General features: G+C 34.2%; 26 protein-coding genes. 11 read left to right on the top strand and 15 right to left on the bottom strand.

The features are described 5' to 3' along the window. Positions 1 to 19: 19 nt before the first annotated feature. Together YWA_RS0103095 and YWA_RS14560 are read right to left on the bottom strand one after the other, a co-directional pair. Complete coding sequence (locus YWA_RS0103095; protein ID WP_022827031.1) at positions 20 to 1,375, bottom strand: FAD-dependent oxidoreductase; 1,356 nt, start codon at positions 1,373 to 1,375, stop codon at positions 20 to 22. Between the two features lie 120 nt (positions 1,376 to 1,495). Beyond that, entirely contained in the window at positions 1,496 to 1,969 is a 474-nt protein-coding gene (locus YWA_RS14560) for a hypothetical protein (protein ID WP_022827030.1), read from the bottom strand. A 154-nt stretch (positions 1,970 to 2,123) separates the two neighbouring features. On the opposite strand from YWA_RS14560, the gene YWA_RS0103085 reads away from it, so the two are divergent. Genes YWA_RS0103085 through msrB (YWA_RS0103075) form a run of 3 tightly spaced genes read left to right on the top strand, consistent with a single transcriptional unit; the run spans position 2,124 to position 3,890 of the window. Then, positions 2,124 to 2,987, top strand: a complete 864-nt coding sequence (locus YWA_RS0103085; protein ID WP_022827029.1) for an alpha/beta hydrolase — start codon at positions 2,124 to 2,126, stop codon at positions 2,985 to 2,987. A 9-nt stretch (positions 2,988 to 2,996) separates the two neighbouring features. Next, complete coding sequence (gene msrB, locus YWA_RS0103080; RefSeq protein WP_022827028.1) at positions 2,997 to 3,494, top strand: peptide-methionine (R)-S-oxide reductase MsrB; 498 nt, start codon at positions 2,997 to 2,999, stop codon at positions 3,492 to 3,494. Positions 3,495 to 3,500: 6 nt separating this feature from the next. Continuing rightward, positions 3,501 to 3,890, top strand: coding sequence for a peptide-methionine (R)-S-oxide reductase MsrB (gene msrB / locus YWA_RS0103075; protein WP_022827027.1), 390 nt, complete (start codon positions 3,501 to 3,503; stop codon positions 3,888 to 3,890). 62 nt (positions 3,891 to 3,952) lie between these two features. Here the strand turns inward: msrB (YWA_RS0103075) and YWA_RS0103070 are convergent, their stop codons facing one another. Further along, positions 3,953 to 4,642, bottom strand: a complete 690-nt coding sequence (locus tag YWA_RS0103070; RefSeq protein ID WP_022827026.1) for an SIMPL domain-containing protein — start codon at positions 4,640 to 4,642, stop codon at positions 3,953 to 3,955. Between the two features lie 50 nt (positions 4,643 to 4,692). Then, complete coding sequence (locus YWA_RS0103065) at positions 4,693 to 5,331, bottom strand: rhomboid family intramembrane serine protease (RefSeq protein ID WP_022827025.1); 639 nt, start codon at positions 5,329 to 5,331, stop codon at positions 4,693 to 4,695. Between the two features lie 105 nt (positions 5,332 to 5,436). Here YWA_RS0103065 and YWA_RS0103060 point away from each other — a divergent pair, with 105 nt between their 5' ends. Further along, on the top strand, positions 5,437 to 6,321 hold the full coding sequence (locus YWA_RS0103060; protein WP_022827024.1) for a lysophospholipid acyltransferase family protein: 885 nt from the start codon (positions 5,437 to 5,439) through the stop codon (positions 6,319 to 6,321). Between the two features lie 56 nt (positions 6,322 to 6,377). Here YWA_RS0103060 and YWA_RS0103055 read toward each other — a convergent pair whose 3' ends face one another. The 5 genes from YWA_RS0103055 to YWA_RS0103035 form a co-directional block, all read right to left on the bottom strand. Then, positions 6,378 to 7,868, bottom strand: coding sequence for an aminotransferase class V-fold PLP-dependent enzyme (locus YWA_RS0103055; RefSeq protein ID WP_022827023.1), 1,491 nt, complete (start codon positions 7,866 to 7,868; stop codon positions 6,378 to 6,380). Positions 7,869 to 8,013: 145 nt separating this feature from the next. Further along, the gene (yajC, locus tag YWA_RS0103050) at positions 8,014 to 8,301 is read right to left on the bottom strand and encodes a preprotein translocase subunit YajC (protein WP_022827022.1); all 288 of its coding nucleotides are present in this window, start codon (positions 8,299 to 8,301) and stop codon (positions 8,014 to 8,016) included. 25 nt (positions 8,302 to 8,326) lie between these two features. Then, the gene (locus YWA_RS0103045) at positions 8,327 to 8,806 is read right to left on the bottom strand and encodes a DUF1573 domain-containing protein (protein WP_022827021.1); all 480 of its coding nucleotides are present in this window, start codon (positions 8,804 to 8,806) and stop codon (positions 8,327 to 8,329) included. A gap of 13 nt (positions 8,807 to 8,819) precedes the next feature. Beyond that, entirely contained in the window at positions 8,820 to 9,725 is a 906-nt protein-coding gene (nusB, locus tag YWA_RS0103040) for a transcription antitermination factor NusB (protein WP_040472089.1), read from the bottom strand. 116 nt (positions 9,726 to 9,841) lie between these two features. Continuing rightward, entirely contained in the window at positions 9,842 to 10,948 is a 1,107-nt protein-coding gene (locus YWA_RS0103035) for a Glu/Leu/Phe/Val family dehydrogenase (protein WP_022827019.1), read from the bottom strand. A gap of 200 nt (positions 10,949 to 11,148) precedes the next feature. Here YWA_RS0103035 and YWA_RS0103030 point away from each other — a divergent pair, with 200 nt between their 5' ends. Next, on the top strand, positions 11,149 to 12,912 hold the full coding sequence (locus YWA_RS0103030; protein WP_022827018.1) for an ABC transporter ATP-binding protein: 1,764 nt from the start codon (positions 11,149 to 11,151) through the stop codon (positions 12,910 to 12,912). A 69-nt stretch (positions 12,913 to 12,981) separates the two neighbouring features. Beyond that, on the top strand, positions 12,982 to 13,365 hold the full coding sequence (locus YWA_RS0103025) for a PUR family DNA/RNA-binding protein (RefSeq protein ID WP_022827017.1): 384 nt from the start codon (positions 12,982 to 12,984) through the stop codon (positions 13,363 to 13,365). 69 nt (positions 13,366 to 13,434) lie between these two features. Here YWA_RS0103025 and YWA_RS0103020 read toward each other — a convergent pair whose 3' ends face one another. After that, positions 13,435 to 13,782, bottom strand: coding sequence for a tRNA-binding protein (locus YWA_RS0103020; RefSeq protein ID WP_026718537.1), 348 nt, complete (start codon positions 13,780 to 13,782; stop codon positions 13,435 to 13,437). A gap of 80 nt (positions 13,783 to 13,862) precedes the next feature. Between YWA_RS0103020 and YWA_RS0103015 the strand changes: the two genes are divergently transcribed. Together YWA_RS0103015 and YWA_RS0103010 are read left to right on the top strand one after the other, a co-directional pair. Beyond that, entirely contained in the window at positions 13,863 to 14,417 is a 555-nt protein-coding gene (locus YWA_RS0103015; protein WP_022827015.1) for a thioredoxin family protein, read from the top strand. Between the two features lie 36 nt (positions 14,418 to 14,453). Next, on the top strand, positions 14,454 to 14,831 hold the full coding sequence (locus tag YWA_RS0103010; RefSeq protein WP_022827014.1) for a hypothetical protein: 378 nt from the start codon (positions 14,454 to 14,456) through the stop codon (positions 14,829 to 14,831). Positions 14,832 to 14,939: 108 nt separating this feature from the next. Here the strand turns inward: YWA_RS0103010 and YWA_RS0103005 are convergent, their stop codons facing one another. The 3 genes from YWA_RS0103005 to YWA_RS0102995 form a co-directional block, all read right to left on the bottom strand. Next, entirely contained in the window at positions 14,940 to 15,470 is a 531-nt protein-coding gene (locus YWA_RS0103005) for a hypothetical protein (RefSeq protein ID WP_026718536.1), read from the bottom strand. A 133-nt stretch (positions 15,471 to 15,603) separates the two neighbouring features. Next, positions 15,604 to 16,536 carry a peptidylprolyl isomerase gene (locus YWA_RS0103000; RefSeq protein ID WP_022827013.1) on the bottom strand — a complete coding sequence of 311 codons (933 nt, stop codon included), beginning with the start codon at positions 16,534 to 16,536 and terminating at the stop codon, positions 15,604 to 15,606. 28 nt (positions 16,537 to 16,564) lie between these two features. Then, positions 16,565 to 17,764, bottom strand: coding sequence for an MFS transporter (locus tag YWA_RS0102995; protein WP_026718535.1), 1,200 nt, complete (start codon positions 17,762 to 17,764; stop codon positions 16,565 to 16,567). 221 nt (positions 17,765 to 17,985) lie between these two features. On the opposite strand from YWA_RS0102995, the gene YWA_RS0102990 reads away from it, so the two are divergent. The 3 genes from YWA_RS0102990 to YWA_RS0102980 all read left to right on the top strand — a co-directional run bounded on the left by YWA_RS0102990 (position 17,986) and on the right by YWA_RS0102980 (position 19,939). Continuing rightward, positions 17,986 to 18,360, top strand: a complete 375-nt coding sequence (locus YWA_RS0102990; protein WP_022827011.1) for a hypothetical protein — start codon at positions 17,986 to 17,988, stop codon at positions 18,358 to 18,360. Between the two features lie 195 nt (positions 18,361 to 18,555). Next, positions 18,556 to 19,302, top strand: a complete 747-nt coding sequence (locus YWA_RS0102985; protein WP_022827010.1) for a DUF6602 domain-containing protein — start codon at positions 18,556 to 18,558, stop codon at positions 19,300 to 19,302. 10 nt (positions 19,303 to 19,312) lie between these two features. Continuing rightward, the gene (locus tag YWA_RS0102980) at positions 19,313 to 19,939 is read left to right on the top strand and encodes a DUF4145 domain-containing protein (RefSeq protein WP_022827009.1); all 627 of its coding nucleotides are present in this window, start codon (positions 19,313 to 19,315) and stop codon (positions 19,937 to 19,939) included. 169 nt (positions 19,940 to 20,108) lie between these two features. On the opposite strand, the gene YWA_RS14555 is transcribed toward YWA_RS0102980, so the two are convergent. Together YWA_RS14555 and YWA_RS0102970 are read right to left on the bottom strand one after the other, a co-directional pair. Further along, positions 20,109 to 20,555: a hypothetical protein gene (locus tag YWA_RS14555; RefSeq protein ID WP_022827008.1), complete on the bottom strand. Its 447-nt coding sequence runs from the start codon at positions 20,553 to 20,555 to the stop codon at positions 20,109 to 20,111. Then, the coding region (locus YWA_RS0102970; protein ID WP_022827007.1) for an IS3 family transposase at positions 20,545 to 20,806 on the bottom strand (262 nt) is incomplete at its 5' end. The genes YWA_RS14555 and YWA_RS0102970, both read right to left, overlap by 11 nt.

Here is a 20,806-nt window from a genome sequence, read left to right as displayed (position 1 = left end):
TAATTTCAAATAAAAACTTTTATATCATACCAATTAATTTTCGAGCAGCGGTCTGAACTGGATCCCAAACCGGCGAAAAAGGAGGTGCATAGGATAAATCTAAATCAATTATATTTTGCAATGTAAGATTACTTGATAACGCGGTTGCCAAAACATCAATTCTTTTTGCGGCTCCTTCTTCTCCTATGAGTTGACCTCCTAAAAGTTTACCTGTTTTCTTTTCTGCGAGTAATTTTACGAAGATATCTTTTGCACCAGGAAAATAACCTGCTCTTGTTTTTGACCTTATTATTGTGGTAACATAATCAATTTTGTATTCTTTACATTCACTTTCCAGCAGTCCCGTTCTGGCAATTTCATAAACACAAATCTTACAAACCGCCGTTGCCACTACTCCAGGAAATTTCAAATTACCTCCTGCAATATTCGTTCCTGCGACTAAACCCGTTTTGTTGGCAACAGTTCCCAAAGCAATATAAAAAGGCTTTTTGCTTACTAAATTTCTCGTTTCTGCACAATCACCGGCCGCCCAAACATTTTTCACATTGGTTTGCTGGTATCGATTGACTTTAATTGCTTTCCGTTCTGATAATTTAATTTTGGAATTCGCTAAGAACGATGTATTCGGTGATGTTCCCATTCCTAGAATTACCAAATCGGTTTTAATCGTTTTTTTGTCCGTTACCACAGCTGAAACAATTCCGTCCTTTTCTTCAAAATAGGAAAGTGATTCTGAATTATAAATAGTTACACCAAGATTTTGCAAAGCATCATGTACTTTTTTCCCCATATCAGGATCTAAACTATTCATGACTTCTTTGGAACGATTCACAATGGTTACTTTAATTCCTTTTAAAATTAGCGCTTCAGCCATTTCTAATCCGATATAACCACCACCAATAATCACTGCTTTTTTAGGTTGGTGTTTTGAAATAAAAGCATCTACTTTAATTCCACTGGTCAAGGTTTGTATTCCAAAAATTCCATCTGAAGTATGATTTTCAACAGTCGGACAAAATGCTTTTCCTCCAGTGGCAATTAGCAACTGATCGTACGGTTCCCAAAACTGTGTTTTATCCGCATAATTGTGCACCAAAACTTTGTTATTATCGGTATCGACTTCCAGTACTTCATGCAATGTCTGCACTTTTATATTGTACTTTTTAATAAATTCTGAAGGTGATCGGACAATTAATTCTTCTATCGTTTCCACTTCTCCCGAAATAAAGTACGGAATTCCACACGCAGAATAAGATGTATATTCGGATTTTTCAAAAACAATTATTTCAAAATCTGGTTGTTCTCTTCGGACTTTCGAGGCGGCTGACATTCCGGCTGCATCTCCTCCTATAACAACGAGTTTATTTTTTTTCATAGCAAATTATGTTCAGAATTTTATAGAGAATTCTAATGAACAGTAAATTACGGATAATAATTGAAGAATACTTAATTTAGTTAAGATGAATGCTATATTTCGTTGAAGTCAATTTCAATTTTAATAATCATCTTCAGAAAAATCATCCATTCCAAAGTAGTCGTCGTCGTACGTATTGGGTGGAAGTGCATCTGAAGGATTGAACATTCCCCACTCGTCCCAAATGTGATTTGTAGTATCAAATGATTCAATCCACTCTACAAATAGAAGTCGGAATTCATCTAGTTCTTGCCGAAGTAACGTCACATATTCTAAATCTTTAAATTTGGAATGAAATCTTAAACTTCCAATTTGTGCATAAAGATGTAGTGCATGGGTTCTAATGATTGCGGCATTTTGCATTCGGATACTATATAAATCGCCTCCTTCAGCAGCCGCAATTTTAGCAGGAATAATGATGGCGTCCTCCATCATTAAACTTTTTGAATGATGCAGAAAAACGTCTTCTTGCGGCAACGCCAACATAAAACTCTCTACTAATTTATTAATGTTCAATGCTTTTTGATAAATAGGTAGTTGTTCAACTTTCTGCATGAGATACTTTTTCCAAATATAATATTAAAATTGAAAATAGGAAGTTTCAATACGGACATTTCTTATAATTTGCGTCCTGATTTTATATATTATTTATGAAGTTTTAAACGCGCGTTCTTTGAATAAAATAATAACTTGCATAAAATTCATTTTCATGTCTAAATCTAAATCAAATTCCAAAAACGCATTAAAAGTACCCAAAGCGTTACTTTTAACTGCCGGAATTTTAGAGAAAATTTCTACTCCATTAACTGTTTTATTTGCAGCAAAATTATTTACAAGTCCAATCAAACATAAAATGCCAAGACGGGAATTTGAGATGGATCAAAACAGCAAACAATCCCTTTTGAATGTTCCGGCAGTCAATAAACAAATTGTAATTTATGAATTAGGTAATGCTCCTAAGAAAGTGCTTCTGGTGCACGGTTGGTCGGGCCGCGGAACACAATTGTTTAAAATAGCCGAAACTTTGCAAGAACATGGTTATTCAGTGGTAAGTTTTGACGCTCCTTCTCATGGAAAATCGGCTGGAAAATCGTCTATTATGTTGGAGTTTATCGCGTCGATAAAAGAGATTGATGCTAAATTTGGCCCTTTTGATAGCGCAATTGGACATTCTCTTGGTGGTATGGCATTATTTAATTCGGTAAAAGATGGTTTTAAAGTAAATCATCTAGTAACCATAGGAAGTGGTGATGTTGTCAAAGATATTATCGACGAATTTGTTTCAAAATTAGCACTCAAGAAATCAATGGGATTATTGCTTAGCCAACATTTTGAAAAAAAATACGGGAAAACCATGGACAGTTTTTCTGCGTATCTATCTGCAAAGGAAGTAAGCATTCCTGTTCTCGTCATTCACGACGAAGATGATGAAGATGTGCCGGTTTCGGCAGCAATTCACATTCATGAAAATTTGAAAAATGGTTCGCTTTATATTACAAAAAAGTTAGGGCACCGAAAGATTTTGGGAGACGAACAGGTACTTGCTAAAACTATTGAATTTATTAAAAATTAAATTTTAATTATGAAAAAGATTCTATTTATGTTGACTGTATTATTGACATTATCATCTTGTCAAGGTCAAAGCAAACGAGCATCAGAACGAAATGCAGTTGCTAAAACAAGCGAAGCTTCTCAGAAAACGGATGCGGAATGGAAAGCGGAATTAACGCCTGAACAATACCAAGTTTTGAGAGAAAAAGGAACGGAACGTGCTTTTACAGGAGAATATTGGAACACCTTTGAAAAAGGAAAATACGTTTGTGCAGCATGTGGACAAACCTTATTCAATTCCGATTCAAAATTTGTTTCTGACTGTGGGTGGCCTTCGTTTGACAAAGCAATTAAAGGAGCCGTAACGTATCACAAAGACATTTCTTATGGTATGAATCGTACGGAAGTTTTATGTTCCAATTGCCAGAGCCATTTGGGTCACGTTTTTGACGACGGTCCGAAAGAAACAACTGGTGAACGCTTTTGTACAAACTCTGTATCAATAAAATTTGTTGCAGCAAAAAAATAAAAAACTATGAACTATTCAGTAAAAAAAACCGAAGAAGAATGGAAAGCCGAATTGGGCTTAGAACGCTATAGAATTTTACGTCAAAAAGGAACCGAATTTCCTAATTCAGGGGAATACAACATGCATTTTGAAAAAGGAACGTATTGTTGTGGTGCTTGTGAAGAACCGCTATTTGAAAGTAGTTCAAAATTTAATTCAAGTTGTGGTTGGCCATCGTTTGACGAATCCATTCCTGGCAAAGTCGAATACATTAAGGATACCACACATGGAATGATTCGCACGGAAGTGGTTTGTGCGAATTGTGGCGGTCATTTAGGCCACGTTTTTGACGATGGACCCAGTGAAACAAAACAACGTTATTGCGTAAATTCACTTTCCGTAGATTTCAAAAAATAAGATAAAAAAAAGCCTTTCAAAGTTTAATTTGAAAGGCTTTCTTCTAATCATTTAAGACGTGATTAGTTTATTAGAAAACTTACAGAGACATTTGCTGTAACGTCAATTTCGCCTTCTGCTAAAGTTTCGTTTCCACCTAATATTCCATCCGCCATTTTCATTGCCATCATTTCATATCTAGGTCGTGGAAAATTATCTTGTGAATTATCTACAACTGTATATGCCATTCCTAATTTTTGTCCTAAAGCTCCAATATAATCTTGGGCTTTCATTTTAGCATTTTGAATGGCTAATTTTCTAGCTTCTGATTTATGAATTTCAATTTTGGACGATTTAAATTCGATGTTTCCAATATTATTAATGCCTGAATCTACTAAACCTTCCATAAGTTGGTCGTACTTCGCTAAATCTTTTATCAAAATTTGAATCGATTGAAGAGCAACATAATTGTGTTTTTTCTTTTCATAATCGTATTGATCGTTTAGTGAAACACGTGTAGTTTGAAAATCTTCGTTAGCGATTCCCATCTTTTTGATAAATTTCAGAACGCCATCAATTTTGGTGTCGTTCGCTTTTTTAACTTCCGCAGCTTTTGTTCCTTTAGATTCTACAGAAACAGAAATGCTCACTTGATCTGGTACGACTTTTACTTTACCTTCACCTGTAACGGTAATCAACGGTTTTACATCTTGTGCGTGAATTTGGCTTACAGCCATAAAAAAAGTCAAGGCAATTAATAAATTCTTTTTCATTTTTATTGGTATTTGTGATTAATCAATTGTTAAAATCAAATTTTATGCCATTATAATTTCCCCAATCGAGCCATTACAAATAAAATTACAATTGGAATGGTAAGAAGTACAACCATCAGTGTATTATCAGTCAACATTTCGGGTTGTTTAATGATCGTAAAAACATAGCCACCAATTGCTCCACCAAAATGAGCTGTATGTCCGATATTATCATTTTTAGCTCTCATGCCGTAAATGGAGTACAGTAAATAAATAATTCCAAACAAATAAGCCGGCATAGGAATAATGAAGAATATACCCAACATCATATCAGGTTGCAACAAAATGGCCGAATATAAAATTCCTGTCACCGCTCCTGAAGCTCCAATAGCACGGTAATTAAGATCGTTCTTGTGTAAATAAAGCGTAAGTAAATTTCCAAAAATCAAACTCGTAATATAAATGAGAACGAAAGTCAACTCTCCTAAATGAGCGATTACAACTGGTGCAAAGAAATAGAGTGTAAACATGTTAAAGAATAAATGCGTTACATCAGCATGTAAAAACGCAGACGAAAACATCCGAATTTGTTCACCTGCTCGAATGCTTCCAATATGAAAATCGTATTTTCTAAAGAAAAGAAGGTCATTAAACCCTTTGAAACTAAACAATACGTTTGCGAGAATAATGACAATAAAACTAGTGCTCATAAATTGATTTTTTGAATTGCAAATTTAAGCAAATACAGCTCATGCACTGTTATAAATACCCTAAATCCAAAGAATAAAAGTATCTTTGCAAAAATATTTTTCTTCATGCAATTACTCGTTTATATACTGATGTATCCCATTTTATGGTTCATATCAATTTTACCTTTCCCAATATTATACTTCTTATCAGACCTTGTTTGTTTTTTCGTGTACAATATTTTTGGCTATCGGAAATCGACGGTTCGTAAAAATTTAGCTTTGACGCTTCCCCATTTGAATACGAAAGAGCGATTGGACATCGAGCGAAAATTTTACACGCACATGTGCGATATGTTTTTAGAAATGATCAAGACGATGAATATTTCCGATAAGGAAATCAACCGCCGGTTTGTGGTCACTAATATTGAATTGATCAAAGAATACGAAAACAAAGGAAAAAGTGTTGTTTTACTTTGTGCTCATTATGCAAGTTGGGAGTGGCTTATCAATATTGCAAAGAAAATCAATTTCAGCAGTATTGGTATTTACAAGAAAATCAATAATAAATATTTTGACCGATTAATTCGGAAAATTCGCTCTAAACTAAAAGCAGAATTGGTTGAAACCAAAAAAACCGTGGAGTTAATGGAATACAATCAAAAACACAATATCAAAGCGTTTTATGGTTTTGCAAGCGATCAATCGCCACAATTGAGTCGAGCGAAACATTGGGATAAATTCATGGGTATTGAAGTTCCCGTTTATACCGGTGCTGAAATGCTTGCTAAAAGATTAGATATGAATATGGTATACATCCGCGTTAATAAGATAAAAAGAGGATTTTATGAAGCGGCTATTGTACCAATTGTTGAAAATCCACGCGATTATCCTGATTATGAAATCACTTCGCTTTTCTTAAGAGAAGTTGAAAAACAAATTTATGCTGCTCCAGAATACTACTTTTGGACTCATAAAAGATGGAAACACATGGGTAAAAAACCCACTGTATAAACCAAAAAAAAACTAGAATTTTCATTCTAGTTTTTTTTTACCTCAAAATTTTAATGTTACATAAACCATTTATTCACGAGATCTTTCTCAAAAGTAGTGGCTTGTTTATGTGTAAACTCATTCGTTCTATTGTTATAATTGTAATCATTAATCCACTGTTTATGGTTTTCTGCGACTGCGATAATTGAATCACAAACAAATTGAATTTCAGCAGTTGTCGTCGTTGGGTGAATAGACATTCTGATCCATCCTGGTTTCAGCATTAAATCGCCAGAATCAATTTTTGAAGTCAATGCGTCTGATTGTTCTTGATCTACATGAAGCAAATAATGACCGTACGTTCCTGCACAACTGCAACCACCACGGGTTTGGATTCCAAAACGGTCGTTTAGCATTTTCACACCAAGGTTAAAGTGTAATTCATCAATGTAAAAAGAAATTACTCCCAACCTATTTTGATGTTCTCCTGCTAAAATATGCAAGTTTGAAACCGACTCAAATCGACTGAAAACGTAATCAACAATTTCTTCCTCTCTTTTTAACATATTGTCAATACCCATTTCTTCTTTCAATTGAACCGCCAAAGCCGTTTTAATTACTTGAAGAAAACCAGGTGTTCCACCATCTTCACGGTCCTCAATGTTGTCTACATATTTATGTTTTCCCCAAGGATTTGTCCAACTTACCGTTCCTCCTCCTGGATTATCAGGAACCATATTTTTATATAATTTCTTATTAAAAATTAAGACCCCCGAAGTTCCCGGACCACCTAAAAATTTATGTGGCGATAGAAAAATCGCATCTAAATACGACTCAGCATCTTCAGGATGCATATCAATATGAACGTAAGGTCCGGAACAAGCAAAGTCTACAAAACATACGCCATTATTCTGGTGCATTAATTTTGCAATCTTGTGGTACGGTGTTTTAATTCCTGTAACATTTGAACATGCCGTTACAGAAGCAATTTTAACGCTTCGGTCTTTATATTCTTCTAAAAGTGCAGTAAAATTATCTAAACAAAACAAGCCTCTTTCGCAAGAAGGAACCACTACAACATCTGCAATAGTCTCCAACCAAGTAGTTTGGTTTGAGTGGTGTTCCATGTGTGTGATAAAAACAATAGGACGTTTTTCTTGTGGAATCTGAACAAAATCTTTTAAATCTTCCGGTACTTTCAATCCGAGAATACGTTGAAATTTATTCACAACTCCCGTCATTCCAGTTCCGTCGGTAATTAATATATCGTCTTGATTTGCATTGACATGATTTTTAATAATATGTCTTGCATGGTGATAAGCCATAGTCATTGCCGTTCCTGAAACCGTAGTTTCAGTATGCGTATTTGCAACGAAAGGCCCGAAGTCATTGACTAATTTATTTTCAATTGACTGATACAACCTTCCACTTGCAGTCCAGTCAGTATAAATTATTTTCTTCTTTCCGTAGGGTGATTCAAATTCTTGGTTGATACCAATAATGTTCTTTCTAAATTTTTGGAAATAAGTCTCTAATTCGGTGGCTAAAGCGGTTTCAGTTGAAATCATAAGTTGAAAATTAAATTCACACAAAGGTACTTTATTTTATGAAGAAATCCTTTCATATTAACCTTTAACACGATTTTTCTAAATTTTGTGCAAAAAAAAAAATCGAGCTATTTCTAACTCGATTATACTTTTTTACGGCAGTAAATTATTTCTTTACTACAGGAGCTGCATTGATTTTTGAACTCATTTCCATAGAAATAGAAGAACGTTCCATTTTCAATTTTCCTGACATCGTTTCAATTACTATCGTTTTCTCTGATAATTCAGAAATCCGACCGTGAATACCACTTTTTGTAATTATTTTATCGCCTACTTTTAACTGGCTTTCAAATTCTTTTTCAGACTTTGCACGTTTTTGTTGTGGTCTAATCATTAAGAAATAAAAAACACCAATCATTAAAACGTACGGTAAAAACTTAACTATATCTTCCATTATTTGTATTCTATTTTAAAATTAATTATTTAACAATATTTGCTTTTACAGTAAGCATCTCCATACCTTTTGCAGTATTTGTAGTCAAAGTTACTGTTTTATTTTGCATCCCATTTTTTCCCTTTGGACTGAATGAAACTTTAATATCTGCTTTTTCTCCTGGTGCAATAGGTTGTTTAGGGTATTCAGGAACAGTGCATCCACAAGAACCTTTTGCATTTGAAATTACTAAATCTGCTTCGCCTGTATTGGTAAAACTAAAAACAGTCTCCACCTGATCCTCACCATTTATGGTTCCAAAATCATGTTCTAATTTTGAAAAACTCATTTGAGCATATTTCGCATTTGGATCAACTACTTTTAGTTCTTGCGTAACCTTTGCTTTACTACTTTGATCCGTTATAATTTCTGTACCTTGTGTTACATTTTTAACTTCAACTTCTTTTTTACAAGAAACGAAAGCTAAAACTGTCAAAGCAAGAAAACCAATTGATTTGTAATTCATAACCTGTATATTTTTACATTAAACCACGACCCACTTTTAAAAGGGTATTATTCGCTTGAAATTCTTTAACTAAATTATCTAAAATTCCATTGATAAAAATACTACTTTTAGGAGTACTATATTCTTTCGCTACTTCTAAATATTCGTTAATAGTTACTTTTACTGGAATTGACGGAAACTTCAAAAATTCACAAATGGCCATTTTTAAAACAATCGTATCCAATTCTGCAATACGTTCAGTATCCCAGTTTGGCGTTTTGTCAATATAATGTTTGGCTAATTCTTTTTCGTTCAAAATTGTTTTTCTAAACAAGTTTTTAGCAAAATCCTTATCGTCTACATCTTTATATAAACGCGGCATTCTCACTTCAGTCGTTTCCTTAATGGCTTTCAACTGTTTAATGATTTCCGTATTCACTAAAGGAATGTCATCAATCCAAGTCAACTTATTGTCTTCTAAATAATCGTACAACTTTTCGTTTGGAACAATAATTTCTGTAAAAACATCCACAATAAATTGTTTGTCTTCTTCAAAATTATTTTCGCGAGTAGTCATGTATTTTGCATACAAATCACTTTCCTTAATCAGTCGAAGTAAGAGTTGGATATAATCGTCGTGAATTTCCCAGTTGTCAATTTTTCTATTCTCTAGAGAAATTGTCAAATGATTTGATTCCGTAAGTAAACCAATTACTTTATTTTCTACAAATTTTCGGTTTGGATTTCGCTCTTCAGTAGTAACTAAATGTTTTTTGCTAGACTTATCTAGAAACACTTCCTCCATTTTTTTCAACTCAAGGAGTGTTGAAATCATGACAAGGTATAAATCTTGAATACTTTCTAAACTGTAGAATAAGAATTTTTCTTCTTTTTCAAGATCACCAGATTGGCTTTGGTGTAATGCATAGATGGATTGCATTACTTTCACACGGATATGTCTTCTGTTTAGCACGGATAAGAACTTTTATAAAATTAACAAAGCGAAAGAAGGTTCTTTCGCTTTGCAAAAATAAATAATATTATTGAAATTGCTTCTTATTTAGATGCGTTTTCTTTTTTTCTTTGGTCAATAACATTTTGAGCCATACGCATTGCTGCATCTTGCGTCGTAATACCACTTTCTTTTGCGAAATTTAAAATCTCTAAAGTTGTATTGTAGATGTTTTCTGTTCTTCTCATTGCTTCAGCACTGTCGTAACCTACGATTTCTGCATAAACATTGATAATTCCACCAGCATTAATTAAGAAATCAGGAGCATAAGTAATTCCTTTGTCTTTCAAAATTTGTCCGTGAACAGCATCATTTGCCAATTGATTATTAGCAGCTCCAGCAATAACTTTCGCTTTTAATTTATTGATTGTTTCATCATTAACCGTTGCACCAAGAGCACAAGGAGAATAAATATCTACATCAGCACTATATATATCAGCTCCTGTAAAAATAGAAGCACCGTATTTACTACTTACTTCTTCTAAACGTGCTTGATTCAAATCAGTAATTTGAATGATTGCACCTTCTTTAGCCAAATGACTCACTAAAGTTTCACCTACATGTCCAATTCCTTGAACCAAGATTTTCTTTCCGCTTAAGTTTTCAGTACCAAACTGAAATTTTGCAGCAGCTTTCATTCCCATGTAAACACCGTAAGCGGTAACTGGAGAAGGATTTCCTGATCCACCTTTACCTTGAGAAATACCTGTTACGAAATTAGTCACTCCTTTGATATTATCCATATCTTCAGTAGTTGTACCTACATCTTCCGCAGTGATGTATCTTCCACTCAATGAATTTACGTACTCACCGAATTTTCTGATCATCTCAGGTGTTTTATCAATTTTAGAATCACCGATAATAACGGCTTTTCCTCCACCAAGATTTAAACCTGAAATAGCAGATTTAAAAGTCATTCCACGTGACAAACGCAAAACATCATTTAAAGCTTCCCATTCGTTGGTGTAATTCCACATACGAGTTCCACCTAAAGCAGGTCCTAAAACGGTATTGTGAATACCAATTATTGCTTTTAATCCAGTATCTTTGTCGTTACAAAAAACAATCTGTTCGTGATTATCAAACGACATTTGTCCAAAAACTGGATCAATCTTATGAAGCTCACTTGGTTTTAATACTTCTGTAATCATAGTTGTGACTTATTAAATGATTTATGACTTTAATAAAAAAGACGGGGCAAAATTACTGTTTAATTCAAAACATTGCAATAAATTTGTGTTTTTTTAGCAATATAATAATTAATAGAACAGTAGAATTTGTTTCAATAATTCACAGTTAATTAATAATTTAACACTTTATCAATATAAAAACTTTTTCGACCCAATAACCTATGAAGGAACTCCAGTATTTAAATAAATATTTTGTAAAATATAAATATCGATTTATTCTCGGTATCGTAATTACAATCGTTGCTCAAATTTTCATGCTCTTTACACCAAAGCTGATCAGCCAATCTTTTAAAGCGATTGAAGAATCCATGAAAGCCAATGGTTTAGTAGATAAATCAGCCATTGCAAGCGAATTATTAGAGAATATCATCCTAATTGTAGTCACCACTTTAATTGCCGGACTTTTAACTTTTTTGATGCGCCAAACATTAATTGTGATGTCACGGTTAGTTGAATTCGACTTGAAAAATGAAGTTTTCAGTCATTATGAAGTGCTTACGCAAAATTTCTACAAGAAAAACAGAACGGGCGATCTGATGAATCGGATTAGTGAAGATGTTGGAAAAGTCCGAATGTACGTTGGTCCAGCCGTCATGTATTCCATAAATACGTTGATTCGTTTTACGTTCGTAATCGCATATATGTATAATGTTTCTCCAAAATTGACGCTATACACTTTACTTCCACTACCCTTTTTATCCTACGCAATTTTCAAGTTGAGCAAGGAAATCAATAAAAGAAGTACTTTATTCCAGCAAAACTTATCAAATCTGTCTACATTTTCACAAGAAATTTTCTCAGGAATTCGAGTGATAAAAGCGTATTCTTTAGAACAGAAGCAGCAAGTTTCTGTTGAAAATTTGTCGGAAGAAAGCAGAAAGAAAAGCATGAGTTTGGCAAAAATAAACTCCTTTTTCGGACCTTTATTAATGGCAATGATTGGAGTCAGTAACTTAGTGGTCATCTATTTTGGTGGGATGATGTACATCGATGGTACCATTTCAAGTATCGGGATCATTGCTGAATTTATATTATATGTCAACTTATTAACTTGGCCGGTTGCATCTTTAGGATGGGTTTCGTCCATGATTCAAGAGGCAGAAGCGTCACAAAAACGTATCAATGAATTTTTGAAAATCGAACCTGAAATTCAAAATAGAAATCCTGAATCGACTCCAATCAATGGAACGCTCGCATTTGAGAACGTTGGCTTCACGTACGAAGACACAGATATTGTAGCGTTGAGAAATGTCTCATTCACATTAGACAAAGGACAAACATTAGCGATTATTGGAAAAACAGGTTCTGGAAAATCAACGATTCTAACATTAATCAGTCGACTATATGATGTAAACGAAGGAAAGATTACGATTGACGGAACAGACATTCGCGACTTGAATTTGTTTGACTTACGAAACAGCATTGGTGTCGTTCCACAAGATGCGTTCTTATTTTCCGATTCGATCAAGAACAATATCAAGTTTGGAAACGAAGATGCAACCGACGAAGAAGTTTTCGAAGCTGCTAAAAAAGCAGTGGTTCACGACAACATTATCAATTTCAACTTGAAATACGAAACTGTTCTTGGCGAAAGAGGAATCACCCTTTCTGGTGGACAAAAACAAAGAGTTTCAATTGCTCGAGCAATCATTAAAGACCCGAAAATTCTTTTATTAGATGATTCACTTTCTGCAGTGGATACGGAAACAGAAGAGCAAATTTTGAATAACCTTTTGGAATTTTGCAAAGACAAAACAAATATCATCGTTACGCATCGTGTTTCTTCTGCTAAAAATGCGGATAAAATTATCATTTTAGAAGAGGGTAAAATTATCCAACAAGGTTCTCATAATCAATTATTAAACCAAGACGGGTATTACCAAGAATTGTATAATAAACAACTTTCTGAAAAAGAAATGCCGTAATTGTTGGTCAATTAACTTTTTTTTCTGATTTTTGGGTACCATAAAACAACAAACAGTTACACAAGGATTATGAGAGAAAATGATATGTTAGAAAAGGAAGAAATCTTTTCTAAAGTTTTAAGAGCAGGTCGAAGGACCTATTTCTTTGATGTAAGAGCCACAAAAGCAGATGATTATTATATTACAATAACCGAAAGCAAGAAGTTTACAGAAGAAGATGGATCATTCCACTTCAAGAAACATAAAATTTATTTGTACAAGGAAGATTTTAGCGCTTTCGCTGAAATTTTAGAAGAAATGACTTCTTACGTTTTGAACCACAAAGGAGAAGAAGTGATTTCAGAACGCCACCAAAAAGATTATAAAAAAGATTTTTTCTCTGAAAAAGAGGAAACAATTGTAGCAGAACCAAAAATAAATAGTTTTACCGATATCCGTTTTGAGGATATCTAAATTATAGCATACAACCAAACCAAAAAAACCATTAATTAGTCTGAAAGTCATATGATTTTCAGACTTTTTTTATGCAATAGCAGTTCCGTTTTCTACTTTGATATCTGCATTTAATAAAACTACATCGCCTTCTGCTCCAACAGCTCCCAAAACCAAACATTCACTCATAAACTTCCCAATCTGCTTCTTTGGAAAATTTATGATTGCCACAATTTGCCGTTGCACTAATTCTTCTTTTGAGTAACGCTTCGTAATTTGAGCAGAAGTCTTTAAAATTCCAATTTCAGTTCCGAAATCAATATGCAATTGATACGCTGGTTTTCGTGCTTCGGGAAAATCATTTACTTCTAAAATAGTCCCGACTCGTAAATCTATTTTTTCAAAATCAAGCCAACTGATATCATTCTTTTTTTCCATAGCAAACATTCGTTAAGTAATCCAAATATACAATTTGAACCGTATTTTTTTAGTACATTTAGCTTCAAATTAATTTCACAATGGCTCAAACTCCTTCTAGCATGTTACCTCTTGGAACGGTCGCTCCTTCTTTCAGATTAGAAGACACCAATTCTAATTACCATTATTCGTACGACGAATTAAAAGGAAGCAAAGGAACTTTAGTCGTTTTCATTTGCAACCATTGTCCGTACGTGATTCACGCGATTGAGGAAATTGTGATGATTGCGAATGACTACCGCGTTCAAGGAATTGGAATTATCGCTATTTCAAGTAACGATGCAGTGAAATATCCGCAAGATGGACCCGAAATGATGACCGAATTTGCTTTTCACCATAAAATGGAATTTCCCTACTTATACGACGAAACCCAAGAAGTAGCTAAAGCTTTTGACGCCACTTGCACGCCAGATTTCTTTTTGTTCGACGCGCAAGACAGGTTGTTTTATAGAGGACAATTAGACGACTCTCGTCCCGGAAACGGTATTTCAACCGGCGGAAGTGATTTGAGAAGTGCCATTGACAGCTTGATTTACAACAGAAGCTTAGCCCTGTTGCAAAAACCAAGTATGGGTTGTAATATCAAGTGGAAGTAGGAATTAATATTCATTATTTTTTAAAATTAATTTACAATGCTGAAACTAAGTAAATATAAAAAAACAGCATTAATAATTTTTTGTCTACCAATTATTGCATTACTTCTATCTTACATTACAAAAAGCTACAGAGCTTCTAATCTTAGATATATTTATTTAATAGGAATTAGCACAGTTTATTTATTTTGGCTATCGTCTTTTGTTTTAGGAATTATAAATTCACTATTTATTGTGCAAATCAAAAATGAAAAAATTTACATTAAAATGTTTTGGATTTTTATTAGTTTACTACCCATCATTTATATAAGCATATCTTTAATATTAGTAATAGTTGCAGATTATTATTTTAATGATGATATTATATTGCCAAATGGAGAAAGAATAGATAACCATTATTACGATGAAATCAAGTAATAAACAAGCGAGATGATTTTAGCTTTATTATACAAATAATTTTATTGTCTGTATTTCTACTTTTTTCAAATTAAATTTGTGAAAATTTGTGAAATCTGTGTAAAACCCTCACTCTCTCCTTTTCATAACCACATTAACCGGCTTATTCACTCTCGCACCAAATTGCTGTGCTTTTTCAGCTTGAGTCGTACACAAAACGTACATATTAAATGGATATAAATTAATCAGCTGCGTTTGAAAAGTAGGCTTTTCAGAAACATCTTCAATTTTCGCACGTATGCCTTCAATAGGAAATTCATTTGTGATAGAAATGATGTACGTCGCTTTTGCAAAAGGAAAAAACCAACGTACCTTTTCTTCCGTTGCATCATCCGTTAATTTATTTCCTTTACTGTCAATTTTATAATTTTCGTAGAAAGTCATTACTTCACTGCGATGGGTCCAACTGTATTTATTTCCAGTATTCACCAACTCGTTACCAAAAAAGTCAATCAAAGTCACTTTCAAATTCGGAATGTTTTCTGGCTTTCCATCTTCGTGAATATGCAAAACTAAGAACGACGAAAAGTCATAACCACAATGTTGTTGGGCATTGGCAGAAAAGAATCCTAGAAATAAAAACAGATAAAGAAATCGCATTTTGTAATGTATTTTAAAAGTACAGCAAATCTACAAAAAACAAAAATCCCAATGCAAAATTGCAATGGGATTTGTATTTTAAAAATTTGAGTTTAGATAATATCAAATACCATTCATAACTCATAATTTATAATTATTTCACATCCATCAACTCTACGTCAAAAATCAAGTTCGCATTTGGAGGAATTGCTCCACCAGCTCCTGCAGAACCGTATGCTAAATGAGATGGAATTGCAAAACGAGCTTTGTCACCAACGCTTAACAATGCGATACCTTCGTCCCAACCTGCAATTACATGTCCTTTTCCTAGAGGAAATTCAATTGGTTTTTTTCTTGGATACGAAGAATCAAATACTTTACCGTCAGGTAATTGACCAGTGTAATGTACCGAAACTGTTTTGCCCGCTTCTGCTCTTTTACCCGTTCCTTTGTTAATCATTTTATAGCGTAAACCGCTTGCTGTTTTTTCAAAACCTGCCGCAATTGCTTCCATTGCAGATTCTCCCGCTTCACGTTCCGCCGCTTCTCTTTTCGCTCTTGAACCTTCAAAAACTCTAAACGCTTCAACAGCATTCCATTTTTGAGCTTCCTCACCTACTCTGATAATTTCAACAGATTCTAAAATATCACCTTGAGCAACAGTATCCACTGTATCTTGACCTTCCACTACATGTCCGAAAACAGTATGTTTGTTGTCCAACCAATCCGTAGGAATGTGCGTGATGTAAAATTGAGAACCGTTTGTTCCAGGTCCTGAATTAGCCATCGCTAAAACTCCCGGTCTGTCGTGTTTCAAAGAAGGATGAAATTCATCGTCAAATTTATAACCCGGATTTCCAGTTCCTTGACCTTGTGGACAACCACCTTGAATCATAAAATCTGGAATTACACGGTGAAATTTTAATCCATTGTAAAATGGCTCTCCTTGTTTGCGTGCTGTGTTTTCTAAATTTCCTTCTGCCAAAGCAACGAAATTACCCACCGTTCCCGGCGTCAAATCGTGCGTTAATTTTACTAAAATTGAACCTTTTGGCGTATTAAATTTAGCATATATTCCGTTTTCCATAGTGTATGTTTTTTGTTAAAGGGCAAATTTACAAATTAATTTCTGAATTCTGAAGGTCGTTTTGTCGTTTTCGTTTTGATGTATAAGTAAATCCATAAACAGCAAATGCCAAGGCAACAAGTGCAATTCCGCCTAAACTTACCGCTTCCCACGCTCCTATTTTCCACAATAAAAGTCCAAATGCCGATCCTAAAGCAGTTCCAAAAAAACTAAAGGACATAAAAACGGTGTTCATTCTATTTCGTGCTTCTGGTAAAATCGAATAGACACGCGTTTGATTTGAAATGTGAATGGCTTGCAAACCGATGTCAATCAATATAATTCCGATGACAATTCCAACGATACTTTCTGCCGAAAAGTAGAATACGATAAAGCTTAACAACATTAATAAAATCCCGTAACCAATAACTATTCTTGAACTTCCTTTGTCGCCAATTTTCCCCACAAGTGGCGCTGCCAATGCTCCTGAAGCACCAACGATTCCAAATAAACCAATGGTTGCACTGTTGAAATTAAACGGCGCTTCGGATAAAAGCAAAACCATCGTAGTCCAGAACACTCCAAATTGCGCAAAACTAAATACATTGATTAAGGTAGCTTCCCGAAGAAGTGGTTGTGTTTTTATCAAACTAAAAAGCGACTGTATTAACTGTCCATACGAACCTTCAAACGTAGGTTTATTGACTGGAAATTGATTTCTAATTACAAAAAACAAAATCAAGCAAAATCCCGCTGCAATCCAGAACATGGAACGCCAACCCCACCATTCGCCTACAAAACCGCTTAAGGTTCGCGATAGTAAAATTCCCACAAGCAATCCGCTCATGATCGTCCCAATTACTTTTCCTCTTCGTTCCGGAGCGGTCAACGAAGCTGCTAAAGGCAAAATGAGTTGCGGAACAATGGATGTAATACCTATTAATAAGGAAGCAATTTCTAAGACTAGAAAACTCTTAGAAACAGCAGCAAGAATTAAAGCCAAAACCGAAGCAAACGTGGTGACTAATATCTGTTTTTTACGTTCTATTTTATCGCCAAGCGGCACCATGAAAAACAATCCGATGGCATAACCGGCTTGCGTTAAGTACGTAATCGTTCCCGCTTCCGTTTCGGGAACATTAAATTCGCTTGCAATAAGCACGATTAACGGCTGACAGTAATACAAGTTGGCAACAATAATTCCCGTTGCAACTGCCATAAATAAGACTTTCGACTGTGATAAATTCATTTTGCAAAAGTACTCCTAAAGTAAAGATGGTTTTTTTAAAAGTTTCTTAAAGTTTGTGGGGATATATTGTACGTACATTGATGTAGCAATTAACTTATATTTTAACATTTATAGTATTGCTTTATAAAATGTTAAAGAGATTTGTATATATTTGAAAATGAAATAAAACGAAACAAACTTTTGCCTCTACATCGAAAATCGATAAAGGAAACCTATTCCAAATGAAAACTTACAAAACTTATATCTACATTTTTTTAGCATCTATTTTGTTTAGTTGTGAAAAAAATGCGTCAGATTTAAAAAAAATTAATTTAGGTCAAAAATTATCTGTTTGCGTTTCTAAATTTGAATTAAATGCTAACGATTTACATTCAATTCAAGAGCCTCCATTAATTTCTCATGGTTTCTCTTTTAATTTTAAAAATGGTGATATAGGTTATTTCATAATTAATAGAATGCCTATCGAACCTCAAAATTTAGTTGATGATACTATATATGAACAATTTAAAGATGAATCAATTATTGGAATTGCGTGGAAAATTAAAGACGGTCTGAAAGGACATATTGGTGTTTGTCCTCCCAGGTGGAAAGAATAGGAATATAACAGAGCCGCTTTTAATTCACCTCGTGCTAGCTTGTCGCTCGTGTATACTAATAAATCTTAAAAGGTTTTGTATATATTTGAAAATGAAATAAAGGGATACGAACTTTCTCAAATACATTTAGATGTTGGCTTTGCAAAAGTTTGTTTCGTATATAAGTAAATAAGCACTAATTTTAAAACAACTATAATGGATACAATTGAATTTCATAAATCAACAGCAAAGGAGTTGCTCGCTATTAAAGACAGAGTAAGAAACTTGGTAAGTCATTGGGGAGAAGATGGACGACATCAGGAAGCTGTGATAAAAACCATGATTCAAAGGTTTCTTCCCGAAAAATTTAAAATCGGGAGTGGATTTATTGTAAGACAAACGCGACAAAGAGGTAGCCACGAACCTTCAAAACAAATTGATTTAATAATTTATGATACGTCATATCCTGTTCTGTTCAAAGATAATGACTTTGTTATTTTAACTGCTGATTCAGTTTTGGGAATTATTGAAGTTAAGGCGAATGCAACTAATCAAGGATTGGGCAATGTTGTTAAAAAAGCAAATGAAAATGGTAAATTCATTTTTGATGCAAGAGTAGACAAATCAAAACCATTATTCAATGGAATTTTTTCCTATGAATCAACAGTGAATAGTGTTGATACAATCTCAAAACAAATAAAAGATCCTTGGGACGAGTTAGGTGAAAATCGTCAATTATTTAGTGTTAATCATATTTCCCTCAATCAAAATTGGTTTTATAAATTTTGGGAGCACGAATTTACAGATGGTAACCAACCACATTATTTATACGAAATAAATGAACTTTCCTTTTCATTTTTTATCTCAAACTTAATGGATTGGATAAGTGGAACGTCAGTTATTGAAAACAGCAATTTGTGGTTCCCCATTGACAAGTCGATTGAAGTTAGAAAAAGATTTTAAATAAGACAAAATGAAATATATACAACCCAATGTTTACGCAAAATCTTTTACCTGTCCTAACTGTGGTGCAATTGCAAAACAAGATTGGTGGCATCGTAGTTTTGATGCGAATAATTATGCTGAAAAAGAACAAAACCCTTTAAAAATTGGCACTTGTCAGCATTGCAATAAAAGTACAGTTTGGATTACTGACAAAATGTATTTTCCTGATTCTGGGAATGCACCATTTCCTAATCCTGAAATGCCAGAATCAGTATTGCGACTATACATTGAAGCTTCAGCTATAAGCTCTAAATCACCAAGAGGTGCGGCTGCTCTATTACGCTTATCAATCCAAGTTTTATGTAAAGAACTTGGAGAAGATGGAAAAAACATTAATACTGATATTGGTAATCTTGTTAAGAAAGGACTACCAATTATTGTCCAACAATCACTTGACATAGTACGAGTGACAGGCAATGACGCTGTTCATCCAGGACAAATTGATACAGACAATCCCACGACAGTTAGTCAACTTTTTGACTTGGTGAACATTATAATTGAATATATGATTTCTTTACCTAAAAAAGTAAGTGGAATTTATAATGGACTACCCGCCGACAAGGTAAAAGGAATAAATGATAGAGACGGAAAATAAAAAACTGGAGCTAACGGATCCTAGCGCATATTTAAGCCCCCTCCCCACTTCCAACCAACAATAATCCATCCTTCACAAAAACGCAACATAAAAAAAGCCCTAATTTCACAAAGAAATTAAGGCTTTCTAATTTTAAGCATTCCATGTATATAAGAGTTTTCACCAAACATTACCCAGCAACAGTGCCGGATATAACCGTACTCCACGGACCTGTTTCGCCACGGGAATTTTCCCAGCGAAGCCAGTAATGAATCGTTTTGCCAACATCAGATACATCAAACTTGTTTAAATAAGGCGAAACAGTATCGGTAGCCAAGAACAGCAATTCTTTGACCGAAAGAACAGGCTCGCCCTGTTTGCACCAAATTTGACAGCCCCTCACTCCCCCCGGTTTTCCGTGTTTGCCATCTTCATCCGTAAATGAAATGGTGTGCTCTAAACGGACATTGCCATTCAATTGCCCTACCGGAAACGTAGTAGGTACAGCTGCAGGAGTACGCGAAGTACTTCGCTCGAATAAGTTTAAAACAGTGCGATCATCGTGCGTCAATGCACTTTGCGGAATATCGCCAAACTGGATATGCAAATAAAAAGTGGAGTTTAAGTTAAGCGACATTTTTGTAATTATTTGATTGTTTGTTAAATTCCTTTATTGTCATATATTTCAAAGCTGAATGTCTTCTTTTTTGATTGTACCAGATTTCGATATATTCAAAAACTTGCAGTTTCATTTGTTCCTTTGAAATCAGTTTATTGCCATAGATTAATTCTGTTTTAAAGGATTTAAAGAAACTTTCAGCTACTGCATTATCCCAGCAATTCCCTGTTCTACTCATGCTACGTGTTACTTTATATGAGTCTAAAACA

It is taken from the genome of Flavobacterium antarcticum DSM 19726, assembly GCF_000419685.1.
In the GTDB taxonomy this organism is placed as follows: Bacteria; Bacteroidota; Bacteroidia; order Flavobacteriales; family Flavobacteriaceae; genus Flavobacterium; species Flavobacterium antarcticum.
This window is presented reverse-complemented; position numbering and strand designations above follow the sequence as displayed.

Coding starts and splice junctions, on each gene's coding strand:
- YWA_RS0103095 (WP_022827031.1), bottom strand. CDS start 1,375: ATGAAAAAAAATAAACTCGTTGTTATAGGAGGAGATGCAGCCGGAATG.
- YWA_RS14560 (WP_022827030.1), bottom strand. CDS start 1,969: ATGCAGAAAGTTGAACAACTACCTATTTATCAAAAAGCATTGAACATT.
- YWA_RS0103085 (WP_022827029.1), top strand. CDS start 2,124: ATGTCTAAATCTAAATCAAATTCCAAAAACGCATTAAAAGTACCCAAA.
- msrB (WP_022827028.1), top strand. CDS start 2,997: ATGAAAAAGATTCTATTTATGTTGACTGTATTATTGACATTATCATCT.
- msrB (WP_022827027.1), top strand. CDS start 3,501: ATGAACTATTCAGTAAAAAAAACCGAAGAAGAATGGAAAGCCGAATTG.
- YWA_RS0103070 (WP_022827026.1), bottom strand. CDS start 4,642: ATGAAAAAGAATTTATTAATTGCCTTGACTTTTTTTATGGCTGTAAGC.
- YWA_RS0103065 (WP_022827025.1), bottom strand. CDS start 5,331: ATGAGCACTAGTTTTATTGTCATTATTCTCGCAAACGTATTGTTTAGT.
- YWA_RS0103060 (WP_022827024.1), top strand. CDS start 5,437: ATGCAATTACTCGTTTATATACTGATGTATCCCATTTTATGGTTCATA.
- YWA_RS0103055 (WP_022827023.1), bottom strand. CDS start 7,868: ATGATTTCAACTGAAACCGCTTTAGCCACCGAATTAGAGACTTATTTC.
- yajC (WP_022827022.1), bottom strand. CDS start 8,301: ATGGAAGATATAGTTAAGTTTTTACCGTACGTTTTAATGATTGGTGTT.
- YWA_RS0103045 (WP_022827021.1), bottom strand. CDS start 8,806: ATGAATTACAAATCAATTGGTTTTCTTGCTTTGACAGTTTTAGCTTTC.
- nusB (WP_040472089.1), bottom strand. CDS start 9,725: ATGCAATCCATCTATGCATTACACCAAAGCCAATCTGGTGATCTTGAA.
- YWA_RS0103035 (WP_022827019.1), bottom strand. CDS start 10,948: ATGATTACAGAAGTATTAAAACCAAGTGAGCTTCATAAGATTGATCCA.
- YWA_RS0103030 (WP_022827018.1), top strand. CDS start 11,149: ATGAAGGAACTCCAGTATTTAAATAAATATTTTGTAAAATATAAATAT.
- YWA_RS0103025 (WP_022827017.1), top strand. CDS start 12,982: ATGAGAGAAAATGATATGTTAGAAAAGGAAGAAATCTTTTCTAAAGTT.
- YWA_RS0103020 (WP_026718537.1), bottom strand. CDS start 13,782: ATGGAAAAAAAGAATGATATCAGTTGGCTTGATTTTGAAAAAATAGAT.
- YWA_RS0103015 (WP_022827015.1), top strand. CDS start 13,863: ATGGCTCAAACTCCTTCTAGCATGTTACCTCTTGGAACGGTCGCTCCT.
- YWA_RS0103010 (WP_022827014.1), top strand. CDS start 14,454: ATGCTGAAACTAAGTAAATATAAAAAAACAGCATTAATAATTTTTTGT.
- YWA_RS0103005 (WP_026718536.1), bottom strand. CDS start 15,470: ATGCGATTTCTTTATCTGTTTTTATTTCTAGGATTCTTTTCTGCCAAT.
- YWA_RS0103000 (WP_022827013.1), bottom strand. CDS start 16,536: ATGGAAAACGGAATATATGCTAAATTTAATACGCCAAAAGGTTCAATT.
- YWA_RS0102995 (WP_026718535.1), bottom strand. CDS start 17,764: ATGAATTTATCACAGTCGAAAGTCTTATTTATGGCAGTTGCAACGGGA.
- YWA_RS0102990 (WP_022827011.1), top strand. CDS start 17,986: ATGAAAACTTACAAAACTTATATCTACATTTTTTTAGCATCTATTTTG.
- YWA_RS0102985 (WP_022827010.1), top strand. CDS start 18,556: ATGGATACAATTGAATTTCATAAATCAACAGCAAAGGAGTTGCTCGCT.
- YWA_RS0102980 (WP_022827009.1), top strand. CDS start 19,313: ATGAAATATATACAACCCAATGTTTACGCAAAATCTTTTACCTGTCCT.
- YWA_RS14555 (WP_022827008.1), bottom strand. CDS start 20,555: ATGTCGCTTAACTTAAACTCCACTTTTTATTTGCATATCCAGTTTGGC.